The sequence below is a fragment of the Modestobacter sp. KNN46-3 genome (assembly GCF_011039295.1).
The window spans coordinates 1-19,079 of record NZ_JAAKGN010000060.1 but is presented as its reverse complement, the minus strand read 5'-3'; the positions used below and the strand labels follow the sequence as shown (position 1 = coordinate 19,079).

General features: G+C 68.7%; 26 protein-coding genes. 11 read left to right on the top strand and 15 right to left on the bottom strand.

Translation table 11 applies throughout. The annotated features are described in order from the left end of the window. The first annotated feature begins 63 nt into the window (after positions 1-63). Complete coding sequence (locus G5C62_RS14125; RefSeq protein ID WP_206330639.1) at positions 64-1,071, top strand: DNA cytosine methyltransferase; 1,008 nt, start codon at positions 64-66, stop codon at positions 1,069-1,071. Positions 1,072-1,160: 89 nt separating this feature from the next. Here G5C62_RS14125 and G5C62_RS14120 read toward each other — a convergent pair whose 3' ends face one another. After that, positions 1,161-1,850, bottom strand: a complete 690-nt coding sequence (locus G5C62_RS14120; protein WP_206330638.1) for an HNH endonuclease — start codon at positions 1,848-1,850, stop codon at positions 1,161-1,163. Positions 1,851-2,050: 200 nt separating this feature from the next. Between G5C62_RS14120 and G5C62_RS14115 the strand changes: the two genes are divergently transcribed. Continuing rightward, the gene (locus G5C62_RS14115; protein ID WP_164701490.1) at positions 2,051-2,263 is read left to right on the top strand and encodes a hypothetical protein; all 213 of its coding nucleotides are present in this window, start codon (positions 2,051-2,053) and stop codon (positions 2,261-2,263) included. 66 nt (positions 2,264-2,329) lie between these two features. On the opposite strand, the gene G5C62_RS14110 is transcribed toward G5C62_RS14115, so the two are convergent. The 3 genes from G5C62_RS14110 to G5C62_RS14100 all read right to left on the bottom strand — a co-directional run bounded on the left by G5C62_RS14110 (position 2,330) and on the right by G5C62_RS14100 (position 4,408). Next, a complete protein-coding gene (locus tag G5C62_RS14110; RefSeq protein ID WP_164701489.1) occupies positions 2,330-2,770 on the bottom strand; it encodes a hypothetical protein in 441 nt (146 codons plus the stop codon). Between the two features lie 3 nt (positions 2,771-2,773). Then, positions 2,774-3,253 carry a hypothetical protein gene (locus G5C62_RS14105; protein WP_164701488.1) on the bottom strand — a complete coding sequence of 160 codons (480 nt, stop codon included), beginning with the start codon at positions 3,251-3,253 and terminating at the stop codon, positions 2,774-2,776. A 156-nt stretch (positions 3,254-3,409) separates the two neighbouring features. After that, complete coding sequence (locus G5C62_RS14100) at positions 3,410-4,408, bottom strand: hypothetical protein (RefSeq protein WP_164701487.1); 999 nt, start codon at positions 4,406-4,408, stop codon at positions 3,410-3,412. Positions 4,409-4,735: 327 nt separating this feature from the next. Between G5C62_RS14100 and G5C62_RS14095 the strand changes: the two genes are divergently transcribed. Further along, positions 4,736-6,073, top strand: coding sequence for a hypothetical protein (locus tag G5C62_RS14095; RefSeq protein ID WP_164701486.1), 1,338 nt, complete (start codon positions 4,736-4,738; stop codon positions 6,071-6,073). Between the two features lie 5 nt (positions 6,074-6,078). Further along, a complete protein-coding gene (locus tag G5C62_RS14090; RefSeq protein ID WP_164701485.1) occupies positions 6,079-6,243 on the top strand; it encodes a hypothetical protein in 165 nt (54 codons plus the stop codon). A gap of 130 nt (positions 6,244-6,373) precedes the next feature. Here G5C62_RS14090 and G5C62_RS14085 read toward each other — a convergent pair whose 3' ends face one another. Together G5C62_RS14085 and G5C62_RS14080 are read right to left on the bottom strand one after the other, a co-directional pair. Beyond that, positions 6,374-6,802 carry a hypothetical protein gene (locus tag G5C62_RS14085; RefSeq protein ID WP_164701484.1) on the bottom strand — a complete coding sequence of 143 codons (429 nt, stop codon included), beginning with the start codon at positions 6,800-6,802 and terminating at the stop codon, positions 6,374-6,376. Positions 6,803-6,922: 120 nt separating this feature from the next. Continuing rightward, a complete protein-coding gene (locus G5C62_RS14080) occupies positions 6,923-7,945 on the bottom strand; it encodes a site-specific integrase (protein WP_241175892.1) in 1,023 nt (340 codons plus the stop codon). A 329-nt stretch (positions 7,946-8,274) separates the two neighbouring features. On the opposite strand from G5C62_RS14080, the gene G5C62_RS14075 reads away from it, so the two are divergent. Then, complete coding sequence (locus G5C62_RS14075; RefSeq protein ID WP_164701482.1) at positions 8,275-8,724, top strand: hypothetical protein; 450 nt, start codon at positions 8,275-8,277, stop codon at positions 8,722-8,724. 18 nt (positions 8,725-8,742) lie between these two features. On the opposite strand, the gene G5C62_RS14070 is transcribed toward G5C62_RS14075, so the two are convergent. The 7 genes from G5C62_RS14070 to G5C62_RS14040 all read right to left on the bottom strand — a co-directional run bounded on the left by G5C62_RS14070 (position 8,743) and on the right by G5C62_RS14040 (position 15,516). Next, positions 8,743-9,498: a nuclease-related domain-containing protein gene (locus tag G5C62_RS14070; RefSeq protein ID WP_164701481.1), complete on the bottom strand. Its 756-nt coding sequence runs from the start codon at positions 9,496-9,498 to the stop codon at positions 8,743-8,745. A gap of 204 nt (positions 9,499-9,702) precedes the next feature. Next, positions 9,703-10,458 (bottom strand): hypothetical protein, encoded by a 756-nt coding sequence (locus G5C62_RS14065; protein WP_164701480.1) that lies wholly within the window; start codon positions 10,456-10,458, stop codon positions 9,703-9,705. A 122-nt stretch (positions 10,459-10,580) separates the two neighbouring features. After that, complete coding sequence (locus G5C62_RS14060) at positions 10,581-11,261, bottom strand: hypothetical protein (RefSeq protein WP_164701479.1); 681 nt, start codon at positions 11,259-11,261, stop codon at positions 10,581-10,583. Positions 11,262-11,733: 472 nt separating this feature from the next. Then, on the bottom strand, positions 11,734-12,561 hold the full coding sequence (locus tag G5C62_RS14055) for a ParA family protein (protein WP_164701478.1): 828 nt from the start codon (positions 12,559-12,561) through the stop codon (positions 11,734-11,736). A 155-nt stretch (positions 12,562-12,716) separates the two neighbouring features. Further along, entirely contained in the window at positions 12,717-14,408 is a 1,692-nt protein-coding gene (locus G5C62_RS14050; RefSeq protein WP_164701477.1) for a hypothetical protein, read from the bottom strand. A 315-nt stretch (positions 14,409-14,723) separates the two neighbouring features. Beyond that, complete coding sequence (locus G5C62_RS14045; protein ID WP_164701476.1) at positions 14,724-14,945, bottom strand: plasmid mobilization protein; 222 nt, start codon at positions 14,943-14,945, stop codon at positions 14,724-14,726. A 385-nt stretch (positions 14,946-15,330) separates the two neighbouring features. Next, positions 15,331-15,516 (bottom strand): hypothetical protein, encoded by a 186-nt coding sequence (locus G5C62_RS14040; protein WP_164701475.1) that lies wholly within the window; start codon positions 15,514-15,516, stop codon positions 15,331-15,333. On the opposite strand from G5C62_RS14040, the gene G5C62_RS14035 reads away from it, so the two are divergent. The 6 genes from G5C62_RS14035 (at position 15,497) to G5C62_RS14010 (ending at position 18,320) form a co-directional block, all read left to right on the top strand. Next, positions 15,497-15,724 (top strand): hypothetical protein, encoded by a 228-nt coding sequence (locus G5C62_RS14035; protein ID WP_164701474.1) that lies wholly within the window; start codon positions 15,497-15,499, stop codon positions 15,722-15,724. The genes G5C62_RS14040 and G5C62_RS14035 overlap by 20 nt on opposite strands. 196 nt (positions 15,725-15,920) lie before the next feature. Continuing rightward, positions 15,921-16,181, top strand: coding sequence for a hypothetical protein (locus G5C62_RS14030; protein ID WP_164701473.1), 261 nt, complete (start codon positions 15,921-15,923; stop codon positions 16,179-16,181). Between the two features lie 29 nt (positions 16,182-16,210). Next, positions 16,211-16,384 (top strand): hypothetical protein, encoded by a 174-nt coding sequence (locus tag G5C62_RS14025; protein ID WP_164701472.1) that lies wholly within the window; start codon positions 16,211-16,213, stop codon positions 16,382-16,384. A 737-nt stretch (positions 16,385-17,121) separates the two neighbouring features. Beyond that, positions 17,122-17,265 carry a hypothetical protein gene (locus G5C62_RS14020; RefSeq protein WP_164701471.1) on the top strand — a complete coding sequence of 48 codons (144 nt, stop codon included), beginning with the start codon at positions 17,122-17,124 and terminating at the stop codon, positions 17,263-17,265. Between the two features lie 444 nt (positions 17,266-17,709). Beyond that, complete coding sequence (locus G5C62_RS14015; RefSeq protein ID WP_164701470.1) at positions 17,710-18,033, top strand: hypothetical protein; 324 nt, start codon at positions 17,710-17,712, stop codon at positions 18,031-18,033. Further along, entirely contained in the window at positions 18,030-18,320 is a 291-nt protein-coding gene (locus G5C62_RS14010) for a hypothetical protein (RefSeq protein ID WP_164701469.1), read from the top strand. Before G5C62_RS14015 ends, G5C62_RS14010 begins: the two co-directional genes overlap by 4 nt. A gap of 76 nt (positions 18,321-18,396) precedes the next feature. On the opposite strand, the gene G5C62_RS14005 is transcribed toward G5C62_RS14010, so the two are convergent. Next, positions 18,397-18,714: a sigma-70 family RNA polymerase sigma factor gene (locus tag G5C62_RS14005; RefSeq protein ID WP_164701468.1), complete on the bottom strand. Its 318-nt coding sequence runs from the start codon at positions 18,712-18,714 to the stop codon at positions 18,397-18,399. Continuing rightward, positions 18,714-19,079: hypothetical protein (locus G5C62_RS14000; protein WP_164701467.1), on the bottom strand; the 366-nt coding region annotated here is incomplete at its 5' end. The genes G5C62_RS14000 and G5C62_RS14005, both read right to left, overlap by 1 nt.

Below are 19,079 nucleotides of genomic sequence, written 5' to 3'. Positions count from 1 at the left end.
GGATCGGTCGCGATCCCCGCGCGGCCCTTGGCCGATGCTGTCAGCGTTACATGAAGGAGACCCGTGGCGGACCAGAACAGTCTGAGCGTGCTGGAGATCTGCGCCGGTGCAGGCGGCCAGTCGCTTGGCCTGGAGCAGGCTGGCTTCGGACACGACCTGGCCGTCGAGATCGACCCCGACGCATGCGAGACGCTGCGCCTGAACCGCCCGGAGTGGAACGTCCACGAGGGCGATGTTCGAGAGGTCAGCGGCAAGGACTACCGCGGGATCGACCTCCTCGCTGGAGGTGTTCCCTGCCCGCCGTTCTCCATCGCAGGCAAGCAGTTGGGCGCCGATGACGAGCGTGACCTTTTTCCTGAGGCGATCCGGCTTGTCCGCGAGGCGCGTCCTGCGGCTGTGATGCTGGAGAACGTCCGCGGGCTGTCCTCGGCGAAGTTCGCGCCCTACCGGCAGTCGATCCTGGAGTCGCTTGACGGGCTGGGCTACGAGGCTGAGTGGCAGGTCCTCAACGCGAGCGAGTACGGCGTTCCTCAACTGCGTCCCCGGTTCATTCTCGTAGGGCTGAAGCGCAAGTACATGCGCCGCTGGCACTGGCCAGAGCCGGTTGGAACACCGCCTACGGTCGGTGAGGCGCTCTACCCGCTGATGGCCCGTGACGGCTGGACCGGTGCCGAGGAGTGGCGCGAGAAGGCATCTGGCATCGGCCCGACCGTCGTCGGCGGCTCACGTAAGCACGGCGGACCCGACCTTGGCCCGACGCGTGCGCGCGCGGCCTGGCATGAGTTGAGCGTCGATGGAAGAGGGCTGGCCAACGCCGGGCCGAACGAGTTGACTCCGGCTGACGCGGTACCCCGGCTGACCGTAGAGATGGCGGCAGTGATCCAGGGCTTCCCGCCTGAGTGGCGATTCACCGGTCGGAAGACCGCCTCCTACCGCCAGGTCGGCAACGCCTTCCCGCCGCCGGTCGCGCGGGCCGTCGGCACGTCGATCAAGGCGGCGCTTCATGGAACGGCGCGGCTCTCATCGTCGACTTCAGGTGTGCAGTTGCCCCTGCTTAGGCGCGTCGTCTGACGCCTCGAAAGGCACGCTAGGAGCCGAACGGCGAGTGAGGGGCCAGGCCCCTCACTCGCCGTTGCTCGTGGCAGGTTGACCGTCCCGAGTCATCCCCTGCGCTCGCGGCGTTTGATCTCCGCAGCGATCGGGCCAAGGGGCCAGGGTTCCCAGTGGGTAGCGCGGTAGTAGGTCCGGATTCTGGCGGCCTCGCCGTGTCGCTTCTGCGTCTCGATCGTCCAGCCAAGTGTCCGGAGTTCCCGGGTGCGCTTCTGCCAGTCTTCCTGGTACTGGATCGCGGACGCGACGATTCCGATGAGATCGCCGGGGACCCACTCGCCGTGGAATGCCTTGAGTAGTTCACCGATGCGGCGGTGCGGCTCCTCGTGGCTGATCGCCCGCCGGATCTGCTCGGAGTGGTTGTCGTGGCTGCTGTAGAAGTCACGCTTGCCGTGGTTGCAGTCCTCGCATAGCGGCTGGAGGTTCTCGCGTTCGTTGCCGCCGCCCCACGCCTGCGGAATCTTGTGGTCGACGACCAGGACGACGCCATGGTCGAGGGGAGTCCGCCCGCACTGGGCGCACCGCTGAGGAGCCAGCACTTCTGCGCGGACGCGGGTGCTGATGGCGGGTTCTGCCTCGCGAGGCCCGCCGACACGCCAGCCTCGCAGGGCGTAGCGGTGCTCGCCATTGAGGAAGACGGCTGGGATGTAGAAGGCGTCCCGCAGATCCCTGACCCGGCGGTCGGTCTGGGAGGGGGCTTCGCCCAGTTCACTGGCGACGAAAGCCCGGATCTCGACCATGGTGGGCGGGTTTAGCCGCCGACGGTGGAGAAAGCCATAGATCAGCCGGGTGGTGGAGTCCCGTACATGTTCGTCGAGGAGCGGGCTTCCGGGGTCCGGTAGCGGTGGCTCCTCTGGCACGGGCGGACAGTAGCCCGCGCATACATTCTGACAAGCAGTACGCGCCGGGAAGTGTCGGAGGTTTTTGGCATCATGGGCGGGTGGTCGACATTCCCCATGCCCCGCTGGGGATCTTCCGGGCGGTCCTGACCCGGGACGGCGGGGCGCGTGCCCGCGATGGGCAGCCGTTCTACCAGTGCAACTACATCTGGACCGACCCTCGCGACGGCGAAATCCATGAGATCTTGATGGCGGATGGCTTGTGGATGCTGGCGGCCATCGCTGACCTGGAGTTCAGGACGCCTGTTCAGTAGGTGTCCGCGCTGGGGCGCGTACCGCTTGCGATGACGGGATCGCCACGGCGGGCCTGGAGTGTTCGGTCAGCGGCGGCTGCGGCGGCGGCCGAGGAGGTCGCGAGTCCGATCCACCAAGTCGTCAACCAGTGGATCTTCGACCAGAGGCGCGTGCCCGTCCTCACAACAGGACGGCTTGCTGCGGCCCGTGTTCGGCTCCGGCTCGTGGTCCACGAGCACGTAGAGCATGTCGTAGACGTTCCGGCCGGGGTCGTCGGTGTGCTCACCGACCAGCAGCAGCCACGCCAACTCTGGCTCCGCGAAGCACACGACGAGACGCCCTGGCCCGCGCAGGTGCTTTACACACAGGCGCTCCAGCAGGTCGCTTCCGCTCAGCCGGTAGTCGAGCGCTGCGCAGCCGTGCTGCTCGATCTCACGGATTGCGTCTTCCAGGCGCTTGCGCTGAGGGCCGCGCAGAGCATCGGCCTGGGTCTTGGCAAGCGGAGTGACCTTGACACGGCAGGGCACCCTCTACGCGCTCGCTCGGGTAGACGGTGCCTCGCTCGCTGGGTAGCGGAACTCGAAGTCATCGCCTTCGCCGCGCCGCATCTGCTCCAGGCTCTCCGCCAGGTCCTCGCGATCGAGAAGCGCCGAGTCGGCCAGGCGGCGGTAGACCTCATCGAGGAGACCCCGCTGCTTACCTGCTGCACGCAGGTCCCGAACCAGGTGGAGCACCTGGTGAAGGCGAGCCGCGTCCAGTAGGAGGCGCGGCTGCTTGGTCGTTGATGCCAGCACGCCCTCGGCGGCCCAGGCCCGGACTGTCTTCTCGGTCAGCCCGAGGATGCTGGCTGCAATCCGAGGGCGAACAGGCGGTGTATGAGCCAGCGTGTCCTCGACGACCTGGCGCAACGTCGCTCGCCGGTCGCCGTCGAGCGTGGCCGCCACAGTCTCGATCTTTTCGACGCGATCGAGCGCAGCGAGAAGATCACTCTCTTCCAGCATCAACGTCATCGCCGCCGCCACCTCCTCCGCACCATCAACACCGTAGTACCGAAAAGGATGCCACAAATCGGTAGATAAGGCGTCCAGCGCACCGTACGGGCTGCTTCTTGCGAGTGAGGTGCCTGGAACGTGCTCCCGGCACGAGCCGTGGGCTGCGGCGCCTCGTTAGCCCGGCACGGGGTCGAGGACGCGGTAGGTGCCGGTCCAGCCGTCGATGGCCCAGCCGCTTGGGCTGGTGCTTGAGGGGGCGAGCAGGTAGGTCACGTCCTGAATCGCGCGGGCGGTCGCGGGGGTGTCGCTCTGCGAGCCATGAAGGGTGGCGCTGTGCTCCAGGCTGACGCGGAGCCGCTCGGCGTCGCTGGATCGGTCCACCGTGACCGTCGAGGTGCTGACCTGCTGGTCGGTGACGGCCGGGCCGCTGGTGGCCATCCGGTAGCCCTGTCCCTCGACGCCGTAGAGGGTGGAGACCTGAACTGCCTGCCTGGCGGTGTCGTCTCCGGCAAGCGCAGCATGGACTTTGGCGCGGTAGTCGGCCGCGGCGCTGGGGGTCATGTGCGCGGTGATGCCGTCGAGATCGGCCGGGGTCGGCTGGGTGTTTGCCAGCAGACCGGGCTGGAGGGCATAGGTGATTGCGACCTCGGTCGCCTCGCGGTAGCCCTGCTCGGCGCGCTGCTGCCCGAACGTGGCCACCGCATCAGCGTCGTAGACAGCCGGTCCGACCACCGGCTGGCTGCTCTGCTGGGTGTTGCTCGGGGTGGCTGGCGCGGTGGCCACCGTGCCCGATGGGGCCGCGTGCGCGTCCTGGTGAGCGCTGCTGCCGCAGGCGCCCAGGCCCATCATCAGCGGAGCGGCCAGGAGGACGGCCGCCACCTTCCGGCGGGTCCGCGCAAAGCACTCCGCCGCAAGGTTCCGCCAGGCGTGGAAGGTCGGACCGTCAGGGAGGACGCGGTGCAGGGCGCCGCGGAGCCGGTTGAGGACGGTCGCCCGCTTGGACGGGGTGAGAGTCGGCTCATGCTGGCTGCGCCACATCTGCTCGGAGAGCCAAGCGTCGACCTCGCCACGGGTCGGAGCCGGACGATTCAGACCTTCTCGACGGAGGTCGACGATCGCGGCCTCCGCCTCCTGGCGGGGTAGGCCCGTGAGTGCGATCGCGAGCGTGGTCATCCCGCTCGTGACCGCGGCGGCCAGGTGGTACTGGCACCGGCGGCCACCTTCGGCTCGGCTCCTGCACATCTCACGCCCCCAGGCAGTTGGTGTAGCCCCTGAGGTGTCTCTAACGAGCGCCTGACCTGGATGGATTGGACTGTCGGCCGACCGGCTCGCGTCTCTTCCTCATCGCGCACACCCTCTCGACGGGAGGCCCGAGGTGTCAGTGGAAGGGGCGATCATGGAGCCGTGACGCAGGTCATGGACGCCGACCAAAAGTTTGTTGTCGGTCGGGCGGGATCTCGCGGCTAGTGAGTAGAAACCCCTGCTACTTCGGGAGATGCCATGACTGACAACCAACCGACCGACGAGACGCCCGAGCGACCCGCGCCGCGTGAGCGCGCGGCCAGGCGGCGCCACCCGGCCAGCCCGAAGATCGACTACGGCGCCAGTCAAGCGCTGAAGTCCCTGGCGTGGTCTTCATCGCTGTCAGACCTCATGCCCAGCCTCGACCAGACGCTGAAGTCGATCAGGCCAACGACCTCAATCCTCTCTGCCGTGTCGAGCATCGAGTCGGTACTGCCAAGGCTCGTGGACCCACCGGTCAACACACTCGTCGCAGAGATGAACAGGTCCGTCGCCCGGCTCGTCGTTCCGCCGAACGCGGGGATTAGCGCGGCACTAACGAACGCAGTGCGGCCCATCGTCCAACCGTTCGAAGGGCTGGCTGCTGATGTCAGTCGGCAGGTAGCCAGGGTGGCGGCCGCTCAGATGACGCCGGTCGTGGGAAGCCTCAACGAGGTCATCGGTCGGCTCCCCATCGTCACCTCGGGCGCCTACATGCCCCGGATGACCGAGTGGTTCCCCCGGCTGCCGATCGTCACATCGTCCGCCTACATGCCCCGGCTGACCGAGGTGCTGTCGCGGATTCCGATGCCGTCAATCGCCGACTGGCTGCCCAACCTGAGGCCCGCACTGGGTGGCCTGATCCAGAACCACGACTGGATCTTCGATGTCCTCCGTCAGTGGCAGGACCTGCTCGACGGCGACGGCCTCGCCAGCCGCTGGGCGCGCGCAGCGTTGCGCGCTGCCCTGTGGGCACGGAACGCCGTCCTGTCCGGTAACCGGGACGAGGTGGCCTCCTTCATCAGGCAGTGGCTCGGGCTGGAGCACCCCGACGCTGCACACGTAGAAGCGGCCTCAGACGCTCTGCTGACGCCCGGGTGGGAGCCGCCCGACGCCGCCGACCCGGACGCGATCGAGGAGATGCTCCAGACGCTGGAGTCCATGACGCGCACGGGCGCCCGGCACCACCGCCCGGTCTGGGAGACCCAACTCCGCTACGGCAAGGTCGCTCTGCTGGAAAAGCCAGTCGGCGTCGACCCCGACTCCGGATACCAGCGCACGCTGGGCGATTTGCTCCCTGCTCCGGCTGATCCAGACCCTTTCGCGGCCGAGATCACCGACGAACGGCTCCACTGGGTGCTGCGCCAGATGACCGCCGAGGAGCGCAGGGTCTGTCTGGCCTACACCCCTGGCCTGACTTGGGCAGAGGCTGCGGTGGCCGCAGGTCTCCCCGCCGAGTTCGGCGAGTCGGTCCGCCGAAAGCGCACCCGCCTCGCCAAGGAGATGTCGCGGCGGGCAACCGCCCGCAGCGGTCGGACCACTCAGGGAGGGAGGTGAGAGAGATGGCAAAGAACACCGGCCGGGGATACCGGCAGGGAAGCGTCACCGGGCGTAGCCAGGTGCAGGCTCCGAACGGCAACTGGACCAAGCGCGGCAGCGATGGGCGCTTCATGGACCAGAAGACCAGCAGCAGCACGCCGTTCAAGGGCGTCCGGCGCGAGAAGTAGTCGCGCAACAGGGGGGCGGGGCCGGAGGCGCGACTATCGCCTCCGGCCTCGTTCACCGGTCCTGCTCCCTAGCAGCATGCCCGAAGGGTGGATGGCCCCACGAGTCGACTGTGCGGGCGCCTTCGCGTCGTCAGTTCGCCGCGTCCGCGCCGTGCGCGTCCCGCCACAGCCGGGCGATGCGCTCGCCCTCCTCGGTGAGGGCGATCTCGTCGGAGTCGTGGCGGGTCTTCCCGTAGGGCGTCTTCCGGTAGAACAGCGCGCCGCTCTCAGCGGTCCCGAAGAGGTTGGCCGTGGACTGCACCTTGTCGCCGAACATCTGCCTGCGGATGGCCAGGGACTCGCCGAGGGTCATCCGGCCGTTGTCCTCGATCGCCTTCAGGTGCCGGTGGGCGACCTCACCGAAGCGCTCGACCCGCAGTGTTTCGCGGGAGTCCAGCCGCGCTCCCGCCGTGTCGATCTCCTCGCCCAGGGCCAGGCTCAGCCGGGCCTCGACATCCTTGGCGAGCACCTGCATCTGGCGGACCAGAGCCAACGTCTCGCGGATCTCGTGCTTCTCCACGCCACTGCCCTTCGTAAGTTAATCGCTGACAGCGATGACTTTACGATGCCAACTCGACGCAGTCAATCGCAACTTACGTGCGTGTTTGCGATCGGTTGAAGCGCATCTGCGGGCGGTCAACTACAGGCCAAGTCCGCCAGAAGCCGGGGTGCGCCAGCGGTCCACCTCGTTGTACTGGCGCACGATCAGGCTGCTCCAGCGGCCCGAGCGCATGATCGACGCCTCGTCGACCTCGCCGCGGGCGAAGGCGGTGGTGGCCATGCCGCGGCGCAGGGAGTGGCTGGACAGTCCCTCGGTGGAGACTCCGGCTCGGGCGGCAGCGCGCTCCAGGATCAGGCTGACGCTGCGGGTGGTCAGCCCTTTGCGGCCGAGGGCCTCGTTGCGGCCCCGGTGCACTGACCGGAACAGCGGCCCGCGGTCGTAGCCGCGCTCGGCCAGCGCTGCCCGCAGCGCCTGGACCGCGCGCACTGGATCGGTGGCCTCGTAGACGCCCTCAGCGAGCGGCAGCGTGACGCCATGGCCCTGCTGGTCGGTCTTGCTGTGCCGCAGGAGGACATCGAGGCCGCGGTCGACCTCGGTGAAGTCCTCGATCCGCAGCCAGCACAGGTCCGACGCGCGCAGGCCGAGAGCGAACCCGAGCAGGATCATCGCCCGGTCCCGGGTCCCGGCCAGCCCGTCGGGCAAATCGGCCACAAGGGCGCGCACCCGATCGGTGCTCAGCGCCCGGGCGCGCTTGGGAACGTAGCCACGCTCCTGCACCGCTGAGCGGCGGATGCCGCGCAGCGTCTGCCGCACCCCTTCGCTGTCCCCGGGCAGCGATAGGCCCGCCTCGCGGTGCGCGGCGTTGAGCGCGGCCAGGCGGCGGGCGACGTACTTGGGGCTGCGGCCGTCGTCGGCCATCGCGGCGAGATGGCGGGCCACGTCGAGCGGATCAGCGGGCAGCGCGGCCGAGATGCCCCGGCTCGTGCACCAAGACGCCCACCCGCGCAGGTCCTTGGCGTAGGTCTCCCGCGTGCTGGCGGCCTTGGCCTGAGCGACGTAGCCACCGACCGAGGTGGTGTCGGCGGCCAGCAGCGCCGCCGGGGTGGCCACCGGGACCGCCAGCGCCCCCGGCTCACCGGCCGAGGTGTCAAGCACGGTCACGCGGTCCTCCAGGCGCTCAGCGAGCATGATCAGCAGCGGTTAAATCTAACTTCCGAGAATAGGAGTTTCCCGGTACCCACATGAGTCTGGCACCAGGGTCTGACAGACCGCGCTCACGCGCCTGGTCGGTGCAGCCGCGTCTTCGTCTCTGGTCTCCGCGGCGACCAGAGACGAAGACGCCTGCCTCTGCTCTCCGCAGAGACCAGAGGCAGGTCCCTGCCCTCAGGAGGTACTGACCGCGCTGAACTGCCGGAGTGCGGCAGCCACCGCCGGTCATCGGGGCGGAAGGCTCCAAGCGCGGTGTCCGTAGCGCCTGGTAGGACGACACCATGAGCGGTGTCGATCCCCAGCGGCTGCTGAACAAGGTCAGCCCGTTCGAGGAAGGCCCGCTGGGGTGCCGCCCGTGGCTGGGAGCGCTGAGCAAGGGACGCGCGATCATCCACGACCCCGAGGTCGGCCAGCCGGTCCAGGCGTCCCGGGCGCTGTGGGAGCACCTGTGGGGACCAATCCCCCGCGGCCTGTTCGTGATGCATCTGTGCGACCACGGCTACTGCCTGGCTCCCGGGGGAAGCCACCTGGTGCTTGGCAGCCAGACGACGAACCTGCTGCACGCCAGCCTGGCGGCCAGAACAGCAATCGGTCGCGGTGTGGGTGGTGGCCGGGGTGGGATGTCCCGGCTTCCGCTGACGGAGGAGGAGCGGGAGGCGGAGGCGATCGCGATCCGGGAGAAGCACCTGCGGAAGATTGAGCGGATGCCGGTCCAGCACGCGCTCTTCTAGGCGCGTTGGACGGTCTGCTCAGCGTCGGTTGAGGAGCACCTTGGCGGTGCCCACCTTGTCCGCGGGCACGGTCGGTGCCAGCCCAGCGAGCGCAGCGTTCAGCGTGCGCGCGGAGCAGATCCGGATGCCGTCCTGCTCGAACACCTCGCGGTTGCTGGCCTTGGCGACGCAGATGATCCGGTGGACAGGTGCGACCGGGAGCGCCCCGAGGGTCTGCTCCACGTTCCTCGCCCCGCGCGTCACCTGCGCCAGCGGGTCCCCGTGGAACGGCCGCTGCGCCTTCCCAGAGACAAGGCGACCACCAACGACCGCGACCACCCCAGACCTCTGCTTGGTCTCTACTAGGCAGACAGCGCCTGACTTCAAGAGCAGGATTTGATCGACATCTTCACGGCTCGTCCGCGACAACTGCCGCCCGTTGAGGACGTAGGCAATGTCGCTGTTGTCCCGTAGGGCTGCCACGACCATCTGCTCAGCGTCGGCACCGACGGTGGCCTGCCCGCGGCCCTTGTCCAGGGCCGCGGCCTTCCCGGTGAAGTAGCGCGGCGCTGCGGCGGCCACCAGGACCAGCCCGGCGATGACGCCGGTCTTGGTCCAGCCGGTCACCTGGGGGATCAGCCCGAGGAGCAGAACACCAGCAGCGGCAGGCGCGAGGACGGGCGTGAGGACGGCGAGCAGCCGGAAGCCGATCTGGCGGGTGCGCGCCTGGAGGGCCAGTTCTCGCGCGTAGAGGCCCTCGCTGCCGATGACGCGGGGTCCGGTGCTCGTGCTCATGTGGTGGTCTCCCTGTGGTGGTCGCCGTCAGCGTCGCGGCTCGACGTCGTGGTGTGGTGGAGGCGGGTGGTGGTGTCACCCGGTGGTAGGGGCGAGCCGGAGGCCAGAACAGGGAGGAACGGCCTCCGGCTCGCAGCGATGACGCGGTTCGGGGACGCCACCACAGCCATCACCGAGCACACAGCCACCGCGGTCTGTGTGCCGCTAGGCGGTCTCGGTGTCGCCGATGCTGCCGCCGCCCGAGCCGTGGATCTGGAGCGCCGGGGGCGTCTTCACGGGGACCAGACGGCCGAGGGTGTCGCTGCTGCGGTTCCAGTCGAGGATCCAGTCCTCCATCAAGGTCACCTCGACGGTCCGCTGGACCGGCATGACCGCCCGGGACCCGTCAGCCAGGTTGATGAGGGGCAGGTCCGCGCTGAGGGTGATGCGGGCCTGCGGGAAGTCGCTGACCTTCTCGATCGTCTCGATGCGGACCGGCGCCGAGTAGAGGTCGTCGACCCACTTCCAGCCGCCGAGCGGCAGCGGAGCGAACAGGTCGTTGACGCCCGGGCGCATCGCGCCGCCGTAGACGCCTCCAGCGATTACGCCGACGCGCGGGTTGTTGGGGTCCCAGGGCGTGCGGAGGCCCTCGACGAGCACCGGCACGAACTGCGCCAGGACCTCCGGGGACAGACCGTCCTGCTCGACGGTCGGGTCGGTGCTGAGGCTGCCCGAGACAGCCCCCGGTCCCAGGGGAACGACCCCACCGGCGAGCGGGGTCTTCCCGATCGAGGCCCAGCCGCCCGAAGCGAGGGCCGGGTCGATGAGGGGGGCGTCGCAGGTGGAGCCGACGCAGGCGCTCCCCCCGTTGGCGATCTCGTCGGAGAAGAGCGGCCCGGCCGTGCCGGTGCACGCAGTGAGCACCAGCCCGGTCGCGATCGCGGTCAGAGTGGCGGCACGGATGGTCCGGTAAGAGCGCATGGTGGCGGGGCCTTTCGTGGTGGTGAGACGGATCGTTCCGATCCGCCCTCACTACATAGATCGGCAAATCACCACCAGAACTGTTCCTTTTTGGGTCTCTTCCGGCTCACTCTTTCCGGTGGTCAGACCTCAGCCGGGAGGCTGGTCTGACGCACCCACGATGCCGGTTCAGTCCGCCGGTCCCCAGCCGCGAGCGGTGCGTGCCGGTCGTCGTTCGGGCAGGACAGGACCCATGCCTCGGGGGTCTGGAGTGAGAACGCGAGCGCTGCTCGCAGGACTGGCTCTCGGGTGAGCCGGTACCGGCCTGCTCGCAGTCCAGCCTTCGCCGCGGCGGCTTGCCGGTGGTCGACGTAGCGGTCCTGCCAGTCCTCCATGACCGCGGACAGGCGCTCCAGGAGGACGGTGGGCAGGAGCAGCCCCACCTTCTCGGTCTCAACGCCGGTGAGCGCCCCCGGCTCGATGCGGCCGTCGTTCTGGCTGTCGAGGATCCAGTCCTCAGCATGGTCGAGGGCGTAAGCGAGGGCACCGCACGCGGTGTTGCTCTTGGTGAGCGCCCACGGGGTGCTGCGGTCCTGGCCGCGGTGATGCTCGGCATAGGAGTTCCGGTAGGCCATCCAGACCGCGGTGAGGATCTCGGCGGCCTCAGCGGTGGTGACCAGGTGCACCGTCGTCTTGCGTCGCAGGTTGGGCTTGGCGTGGCTACCAGGGCGGCCCTGCGGAAGCGTCTTGGTCTGGGCGCGGCGCTGCTGGCGGAGTGCCCGCAGGATCGCCTGCTGCTTCTCCTGGGCGGCAGCCAGGTCCACGGCCGGTCCGTCATCGGTCCTGGACCGTGGTGGCGGTACGGGGATGACCGAGCGGACCGCGATGAGCATGTCCGCGCCCAAGCCCGGCACGGCGGCGAGTTCGAGGTCCGGCAGGAGGCGGAGCCGCTCGACGGTGATGCCTGCGGTGGTGAGTGCTCGAACGGCGCGGCTGGGGAGGCCGAGCGCAGATAGCGCGTCGCTGCCTGGGCGATCGTCCCGATGCGTGCGGGGCTTCCGCGTCTCCTTCGACTGCTGCTTGGCCGGTTGGACGGTCTGCTCGTCCTCGACCGGTTCTACCGCCCGAGCAGCGGGAGCCGGGACAGGAGCCGGAGACGGAGGCGGCACTACCTCCACCGGCACTGGCTCTATCCGCAGGACCGGCGGGACGAGGGAGATGACCTCTGCCGCTGCCTTGTCCTGCGCAGCCATCCGCTCGACCGCGGTGCGCTTCTCCCTCTTCGCCAGTGCCATCTCAGGCCCCCTCAACTGTCGTCGGGATGCTGGGCTGCACACCAGCCCGGACGAACAACTCGTCGACCACCCGCACCAGGTCCCCCTCAGCCTCGTGAGAGCCGGTGTCCCGGCGCCGGAGTCCGAACACCGGCACGCGCTCGGACTTGGCTGTCCGCCAGGCGGCGCGGTCGCGGATGCTGTCCCGCCACATGAGGTCACCGAACGCCTGAAGGAACTGCGCGCGCTCGGTCGCGTGACTGACCAACCGCTGATCCATCTTGGTGAGCAGGACCCCGTAGACGGCGACCTTGTGGTCGAACCCGGCAGCAGCAGCCTCCACCGCGCCCATCACCCGGCGAGCGCCCTTGCGTGCGTCCGCGTCCGGCTCAGCCACGATCAGCACCCCATCAGAGGCCAGCAGCGCCGAGGTGAGTTCCAGGCTGATCCGCGGCGGGGTGTCAATGAGCACCAGGTCGTAGCGGTCCCGGAGGCCCTCCAGGCTCGTGGCCAGCCGCCGGGCGACCCCAGGCTCGGCGCCGTTCTCGGCTTCCCGGTTCTCCAGGTCACTCTCAGCCGGGATCAGGTCGATGCCATGCCACTGCGTCGAGACGATCGCCTCAGCCGCATCCCCGGCCTCGATGTCCGGACTGGCCAGCAGGTCGCTGGTCGTGGTCTCGGGCTGGAAATCGTGCCCCATGAGCAGTTCCGACAGGTTCGCCTGGGCGTCCATGTCCACCACAAGGGTGCGGCACCCGCGACGAACCGAATCGGCGGCGATGTTGGCCACGAGCGAGGTCTTGGAGACACCCCCCTTGTGATTCCCGACGGTGATCACGCGTCCGGCCACGTTCTTGCCTCCAGTCGTATGGGTTAGTGAACCCAACCTCCAGTTCACCAATCCCCATCAGAACGGTATGCCGTCCTCGGCTCGCTCGGCGAGAGGTGAGTGACGTGTCGCGGGGTGTTGCTGGCGTTGGGGGTGGAAGTTCCGCACTCAGTGGGTCAAGACGCCTGGTCTAGGTCGCGCTCGGACAAGGCAGGGAAGCCGTAGATCGCGGCCGCAGTGACGAAGGCACCGTCCCCAGCGCCGGGCAGGCAGCCGGGGTGTCGTCGCTGGTCGTCGATGTCGACGCTCGACGTGGGCATGCCGCACTCGACGCAGGCGCCGCTGAACGCCTGTGGGCTGTCCAGTAGGTCAGCCAGGGTGTCGGGTAGGGATTCCACCGCGACGGCGACCTGAGCCTCCTCAGCGGCTCGCTGAGCAGCGCGCTCGGCATCCTTCTCCGCCCGAACGACGCGGGCTGCCTTCTTCACATCACCCAGCCGGGATGCCAGGTCCCAGAAGGAGGCGTTCGCAGCCCGCTCAGCAGCGTGAAGCGCATCCCGGTGGGCCAAGGCGCCATAGGTGCCGTGCTCCATGGCGATCTCCTCCAGGCGATCCAGGAGCGCGTCGACGCTGACCGCGTTCAAGGTCACCAGCCCGGTCGTCAGGTCGCGCTCGATCAGCCCCAAGCCCTCGTTCCCGTTCCGGTCTGGGTCCAAGCCGAGGCCATCGAGGTTGAGTCGAACTGCCTTGTCGGTGGTCCCGGTGACGACCGCGAGTTGCTTCGGGGTGAGGCCGTCGGGGTTAGCGGCCACGGTCGCGAGGATGAGAGCGCGGGAGCGCCCCAGCCCTTCGGCTCCGCGGCGGCCAGTAGTTGTGGCGAGGTTGTCCGGGAGGTGGTCGGCGAACGCGTCGTGAGCGAGCACTTCCCGGAGAGGAGCAGCGAAGGCCTGTGAGAGGGGTGGAAGTTCCGCACTCACTACCTCTGGGGGAGAGACCTGTGAGAGGGGAACTTCCACCCCACCTGTTAGCAGCGGGGTGACGGTGAGTCGGTAGGTGTGCGCGTCGGTCCCGTGTCCCTGCTGGTGGAGGTGGATCAAGGTCGGCACGTAGGCGCTAGCCCTCCTCTTGCTTTGTCCAGTGGGGGCACCTGCGCTGCGGCGGCTTCCGGGTTCCAGGACGGCTGTACGGCCGGTGAGGGTGCGGAGGTGGCTGCTCGCCGCGTGCTGCGACGTGTTGGTGAGTGCTGCGATGTCGCGGCCGGAGGCGACGAGGAGCACCGACAGCCGGTCTTCGCTCAGGCTCAACTTTGCGGCGTGCTGGCGAGCGAGCGCGGCTAGAGCGAGCGCGGTGATGCGGCATGGGACCGCGGAGGTTGAGCCACCCGGAAGGAGCCGGTCGGCTGCGGCGCGACTGCCGTCAGTGACGACTGCGGCCTCCAGGAGGTCCAGGAGCGCGTGCACGCGGTCGTCGTGCTCGGGATCGACGTGCTGTGCGAGGGAGGAGTCGGCCGGGTTTCGGCGCACGCGCTCGACAGCGTTGTTGTAGGCGTTTTCCAGCACCCGCTGGCTGCGAGCCTGCTTCGGTGCGTGCCACCACTCTCCGGGTGTTCCGGGTCCGCGGTTGTCGTCTAGGGCGCGTGTGATCGCGGCCAGCGGCCAGCCTGCGCTGACGAGGCCGGTGATGATGCCCTGGAAGGCGCCGTAGCGCGTTCGGTAGCGGCCGGAGAGGTCGCCGGAGGTGAGCACGCTCCAGAGCGCGGCGCCGGGCATGGCGGCCGACTCGGGCAGGTAGCGCGGACGGAACCGCTCCAACTCCTGGCGGATCTCGGCGGCCTCGCGGTTGCCGTCTCCGGGAGCGCGCGGGGTCATCCGGCGTGCCGGAAGCGCCCCGGGAGTATCAGTCGGCGTGTGAGCGTGCCGATAATCTGGGGTAGTAGTGGCTGTGTCGGCTTGACCAGGTGGCCCTAGTCGGCCGACACTCAGAAGCGTCGTTCTAGACACGTTGCAGGTCCTCGTCTGCTCGTGTTGATGCACCACCCGGAGCCGGTCCTGCCAGGGACCGGCTTTCGGCGTTTCTGGGGGTTGTCAGTCCTCAGAAGGCCGGGGCTGCCGCGGGTTGCGGCGAAGTGCTTGTGTGGAGTTGTTGCGCGTGAGGGCGATACGTCCCTTCGCTAACGGGTCGGGTCAACTGGCGTCGGCGAGTGATCGCTGACGGAGGTACTCCCCCACTGCGATCCCGGCCGCGTCGGCTTCTGCCTTCAGCCGTGCGCGCTCGGCCTTGGTGACGCGGAACGCGAGCACCTCGGTGAGTGCGATGGCCTCGGGCTGGCGAGGGCGTCCGCCCTTGCGCTTCCGCGGCTGGTGGATGGTCTCGGTGCCGGGAAGAACCGGCTGCTGCTCGGTCATGACACCTACCTCCTCCGTCGATGGGCTAGTTGCCGTAAACGTATTGCTCTCCCTGAGTGTCTCGGTAGGCCGACACGCCAACTGTTCGGTCCTGACCATCTTTTTTTGTCGACTTGGTGGCTGTCCTGGGAGCGCGCCTGACGGCCGTGGCGGGCTAGGGGTCCGGTTGTCCGGGTGTCCTAGGAACCGTGCTCCTGCTGCCTCGTAGCGCGTGTGACGCGGTGGCGTCGGGTGGCGGCCGAGGGTGTCGGCTGGCCGGTGGTCGGCGCGCTTGGCCATTTGGAGCGCAATGTGGTCTAGATCACACACTATTTGCCCATCAGACCGGCCACCGCGTGTCCGACACCGTTAGAGAAATGTAAAGGGACCCTTTCACCAGTCAGGGTCACCACCCCAGAACGGAGCACACCGTGAACACCACCAGCACCCCGACCACCTCGACCACCAGCACCCCGACCACCTCGACCACCAGCACCCCGACCACCTCGACCACCAGCACCCCGACCACCTCGACCACCAGCACCCCGACCACCTCGACCACCAGCCCGCGCATGAGCCGCCTGAAGACCATCGCGGTCGTCCTCGTGGCGGCCGCAGCGGCCTTCTTCGCCAGCACGTTCACCCAGGACGTCCACGTGTTCCGCGACTGCTCTCAGGTCGCCATGGACCCGGCCGACATGAGCATCACCGGCCGGGCCGCGACAAGCCCCGACCACCCCCGGACGTCCACCAAGGTGTGGTCCCAAGACCCGTTCACCTGCGAGTACACGGCGCACTGAGGCGTCGACCGGGAACCCGGGGCAACCGGTAACCCGCCAACGTCTCGCTGCGCTCGACCCTCTCGCCACCGTCCTCGTCGCTGCGCTCCTGCGGCGCTGTCGAGTGCAGTCCCTCCCCTTCCCTTCAGAAAACCAAAGAGCACGCCACTAAAAGTCTGAATCACCAACAGAACACATACCGAATGGAGTCAGACCCATGAACAAGCCTCTTCTCCCCAGTCAGCCCCTCATCGACCCGGCCACCGAGATGGCATGCATCGCGAAGGTCGCCCAAGGCGCGGTCAACCGGCGCCTCGGCGTCAGCGGCGGCCACGTCACCGCGGCAGCCACCCCTGAGGGCTGGCATGTCACCACCACCTCAGGCGGCAACACCGTGGCCGCCTTGATCGAACTCCGCCGCCAGGGCTTCGACGCAGACCTGCACCCCGACACCGGCGTCATCGTCCGCGCCTGGTGACCACCACGACCCGAGAGGACCTACCTGACATGAGCACCACAACCCGCGCGCTCTACCGCACCGCGCTCCTGGCCACTGCCGCTGAACTTGACCGGCACCCCGAGGACCACCGCGCCGCAGCAGCCGCCCGCGAGGCCGCCCTCACCGGCAGCACCCAGCGGATGCGCTGGGTGCTAGCCCACCCCTACGACACGGCCCGATAGACCCAGCCTTCCAGTCCACCAGCAGCCATCAGAACGTGTAGAGGAGATGTCGATGAGCGCCACCCTGACCGCGAGGACCACCAGCACGGCTCGGCCGCGTCAGCGTGGCCACAGCCGCCCGCCGAACCCCGGCGTCGTCCCCTGTGGCTGGTGTCGGGGGACAGGGCGTGCCCCGATCGACATCGCGGGCACGATCCGAGCGCAGGCGCGGGGCCTCGACCCGATCCCCAGCGACATGCCCTGTCCCGCTTGCGTGAACGCTGCGGGGAGGGCGACGGGCAGCGTCCGTCCCGGGCAGGCACCGTTCGTCCCAGACTATGTACCGGCCACGTGGCTGGCGGGCCTGGAGACGCCGTTGCCGGATGAGCCTGGACTTCCGCAGGTCTCACCGCGGCCGTGGGTCCGAGTGATCGTCAGCCAGATCGAGGAGATCCAGGCCAGACGTGCCGCTGGTTGACCGGCACGCCGTCCCTGCGGCCTAGATGCCACCACCACACCCAGGCATCTGACCGATTAGCAGACATCCAATCCAGACAACAAATCACCATCAGAACAGGGAGCCACAATCTCCATGTTCACCCACCACAACCTCCTCAGCGCCCTCAGGAGCGCGCTGGAGACCACGAGCGCAGGCACTCACCCCGCCTCGTGGTCTCCAGGCTCTCCGCAGCGCGTTCAGGCGCTCCGAGCGTGGACTGGCGAGCCTCAGCGGTCTCGTCGTCAGCATCCTCGGGACCGTGATCATCGCGGCGACGCTGACGGGCCTCTATCAGTCGGTGGTCCTCCCACAGATCCAGGCCGCGGGGTTCACGGCAACCACCGGCCTCCAGCACGGGCCGGACTGCCTCGGGTCCCAGGAGATGAACCCGGTCGGCTGCTGACCGCCGGACCTCGGGACCTCGGGACCTCGGGACCTCGGGACCTCGGGACCTCGGGACCTCGGGACCTCGGGACCTCGGGACCTCGGGACCTCGGGACCTCGGGACCTCGGGACCTCGGGACCTCGGGACCTCGGGACCTCGGGACCTCGGGACCTCGGGACCTAGATGCCATCCGACCTAGGAACCGCGTACCACCGGTCTCCCGGACTTCCGGCTTCGAGTCGCAGACGCCGATCCCACGCGCGCTCGGCCCACCGTTCCCGGCATCCCACGGAATCCCTGGCCCACCGGCATCCACCCCTACCCGTCCACCAGACCAACCGCGCCATCCACACCTGTTGCACTAACGGGGGAGACGCCCTCGCCTTTGATCAAAAACGTCAGCACCCTGACCGACAATGATCATGGTGCGTCCGCCAGGGGCCACCAGGAATCGAGGTGCCCATGAGCGACCAGTCGCTGGCCCGCATCACCGCACTTCTGCCGCTGCGCCCCGTGGGTGATCCGGTCGCGCTCGCCCACTGGTACATCGCCGGACAGGACCATGAACCGGGACGTGGTGGAGAGGGGTGCCAGGAGTGCTGGGACACGCTCACCGGCATCCTCGGCGGAGCGGCCCAGGCGTCGCCCGAGGACAGCGACCCGATCGAGCGGACCGCTCTGGAACTGCTGGAACTCTGGTACGGCCTCTCGTCTACCCGGATCTCGATCCGGGTCGGTCCGGGCCTGCCCTCCTTCGACCCGCGTCGGCTGGAGCAGTACCGGTGACCCACCACTACCTGGTCTTTGTGCCCTACCAGGCGGATGGGCGGGAGGTTCGCTGCTGGCTGGAGCGCAGTTGGACGGTCGTGGCCATGGGCTGCTCCTGCGGTACTCGACTCCGCGATGTCTCCATCGCCGACCTCGGCCTCGATGACCTGACCGCTTTCTACGGCGAGCCGACCGACGAGGCCCTCGACCGGTTGCAGGCCGAGTACGACCTCGCCCACCTGGTCGACCTGCTCGACCCCACCGTCCTCACCCTCCAGCCTGAGGGCGACCGCGTTCTCGTCTGACTCGCACCGCAGCAGAAGGGGCGCCCACCGACTCGGTGAGCGCCCCTTCTGCATTCGTAGGCCGGGTGAGCGTCCGTCAGGACTGCCGGGGCTGCCTGCTCGCCCGCGTCAGCGCCGACTGGAAGCCGCCCTTGGTGAGGCCGACGATCCCCGCGGCTTCCGTGTAGGAGAGGCCCTTGTCCAGCAGCCGCTGGAACGCTGCTGCCCGCAGCCGGACGACCTGCTGCCGGTAGGACAGCCGCTCCACCATCTCGAACAGCGCCTGGAGCGCCTGCGCCTGCTGCTCGGGAGTCTCCAGCCCTTCCGCGACGCTGATCGCGGCCTGAAGGTGCTCACCCATCACGCGGGTGGCCTCAGCGACCTCCAGGGCAGCCTGCTCACTCTGGTCTGCCATCAGACGCCCCGGCCGCGGCCGACGTTGACGTAGGTCGACTGCCCCGTGCACTCGCCCTTCACGTTGTTGAGCGTGTAGGTGACCGGCCGGGTGATCAGCGCACCGGTCCGCAGATTCACCCCCGTGATCTCCGATCCCTGCACCACCACGTCGCCGGTGAACGACCAGACCGGCGTGAACTCGTACGGCTCTGGGTCCTGCCCGCCGGTGGCCATGAAGCGGGTGCTCGTCGAGAACGACAGGCTCCAGGCGGCTTCGCCCGGGGTCGTCGACTCTCCACCCCACCCGGCCGAAGCCTCGTTGACCCGGTTGCTGCCGTGGCCGACCCGGAAGGTCTGCGCGTCATCGCTGATGCCCCGGCTGGG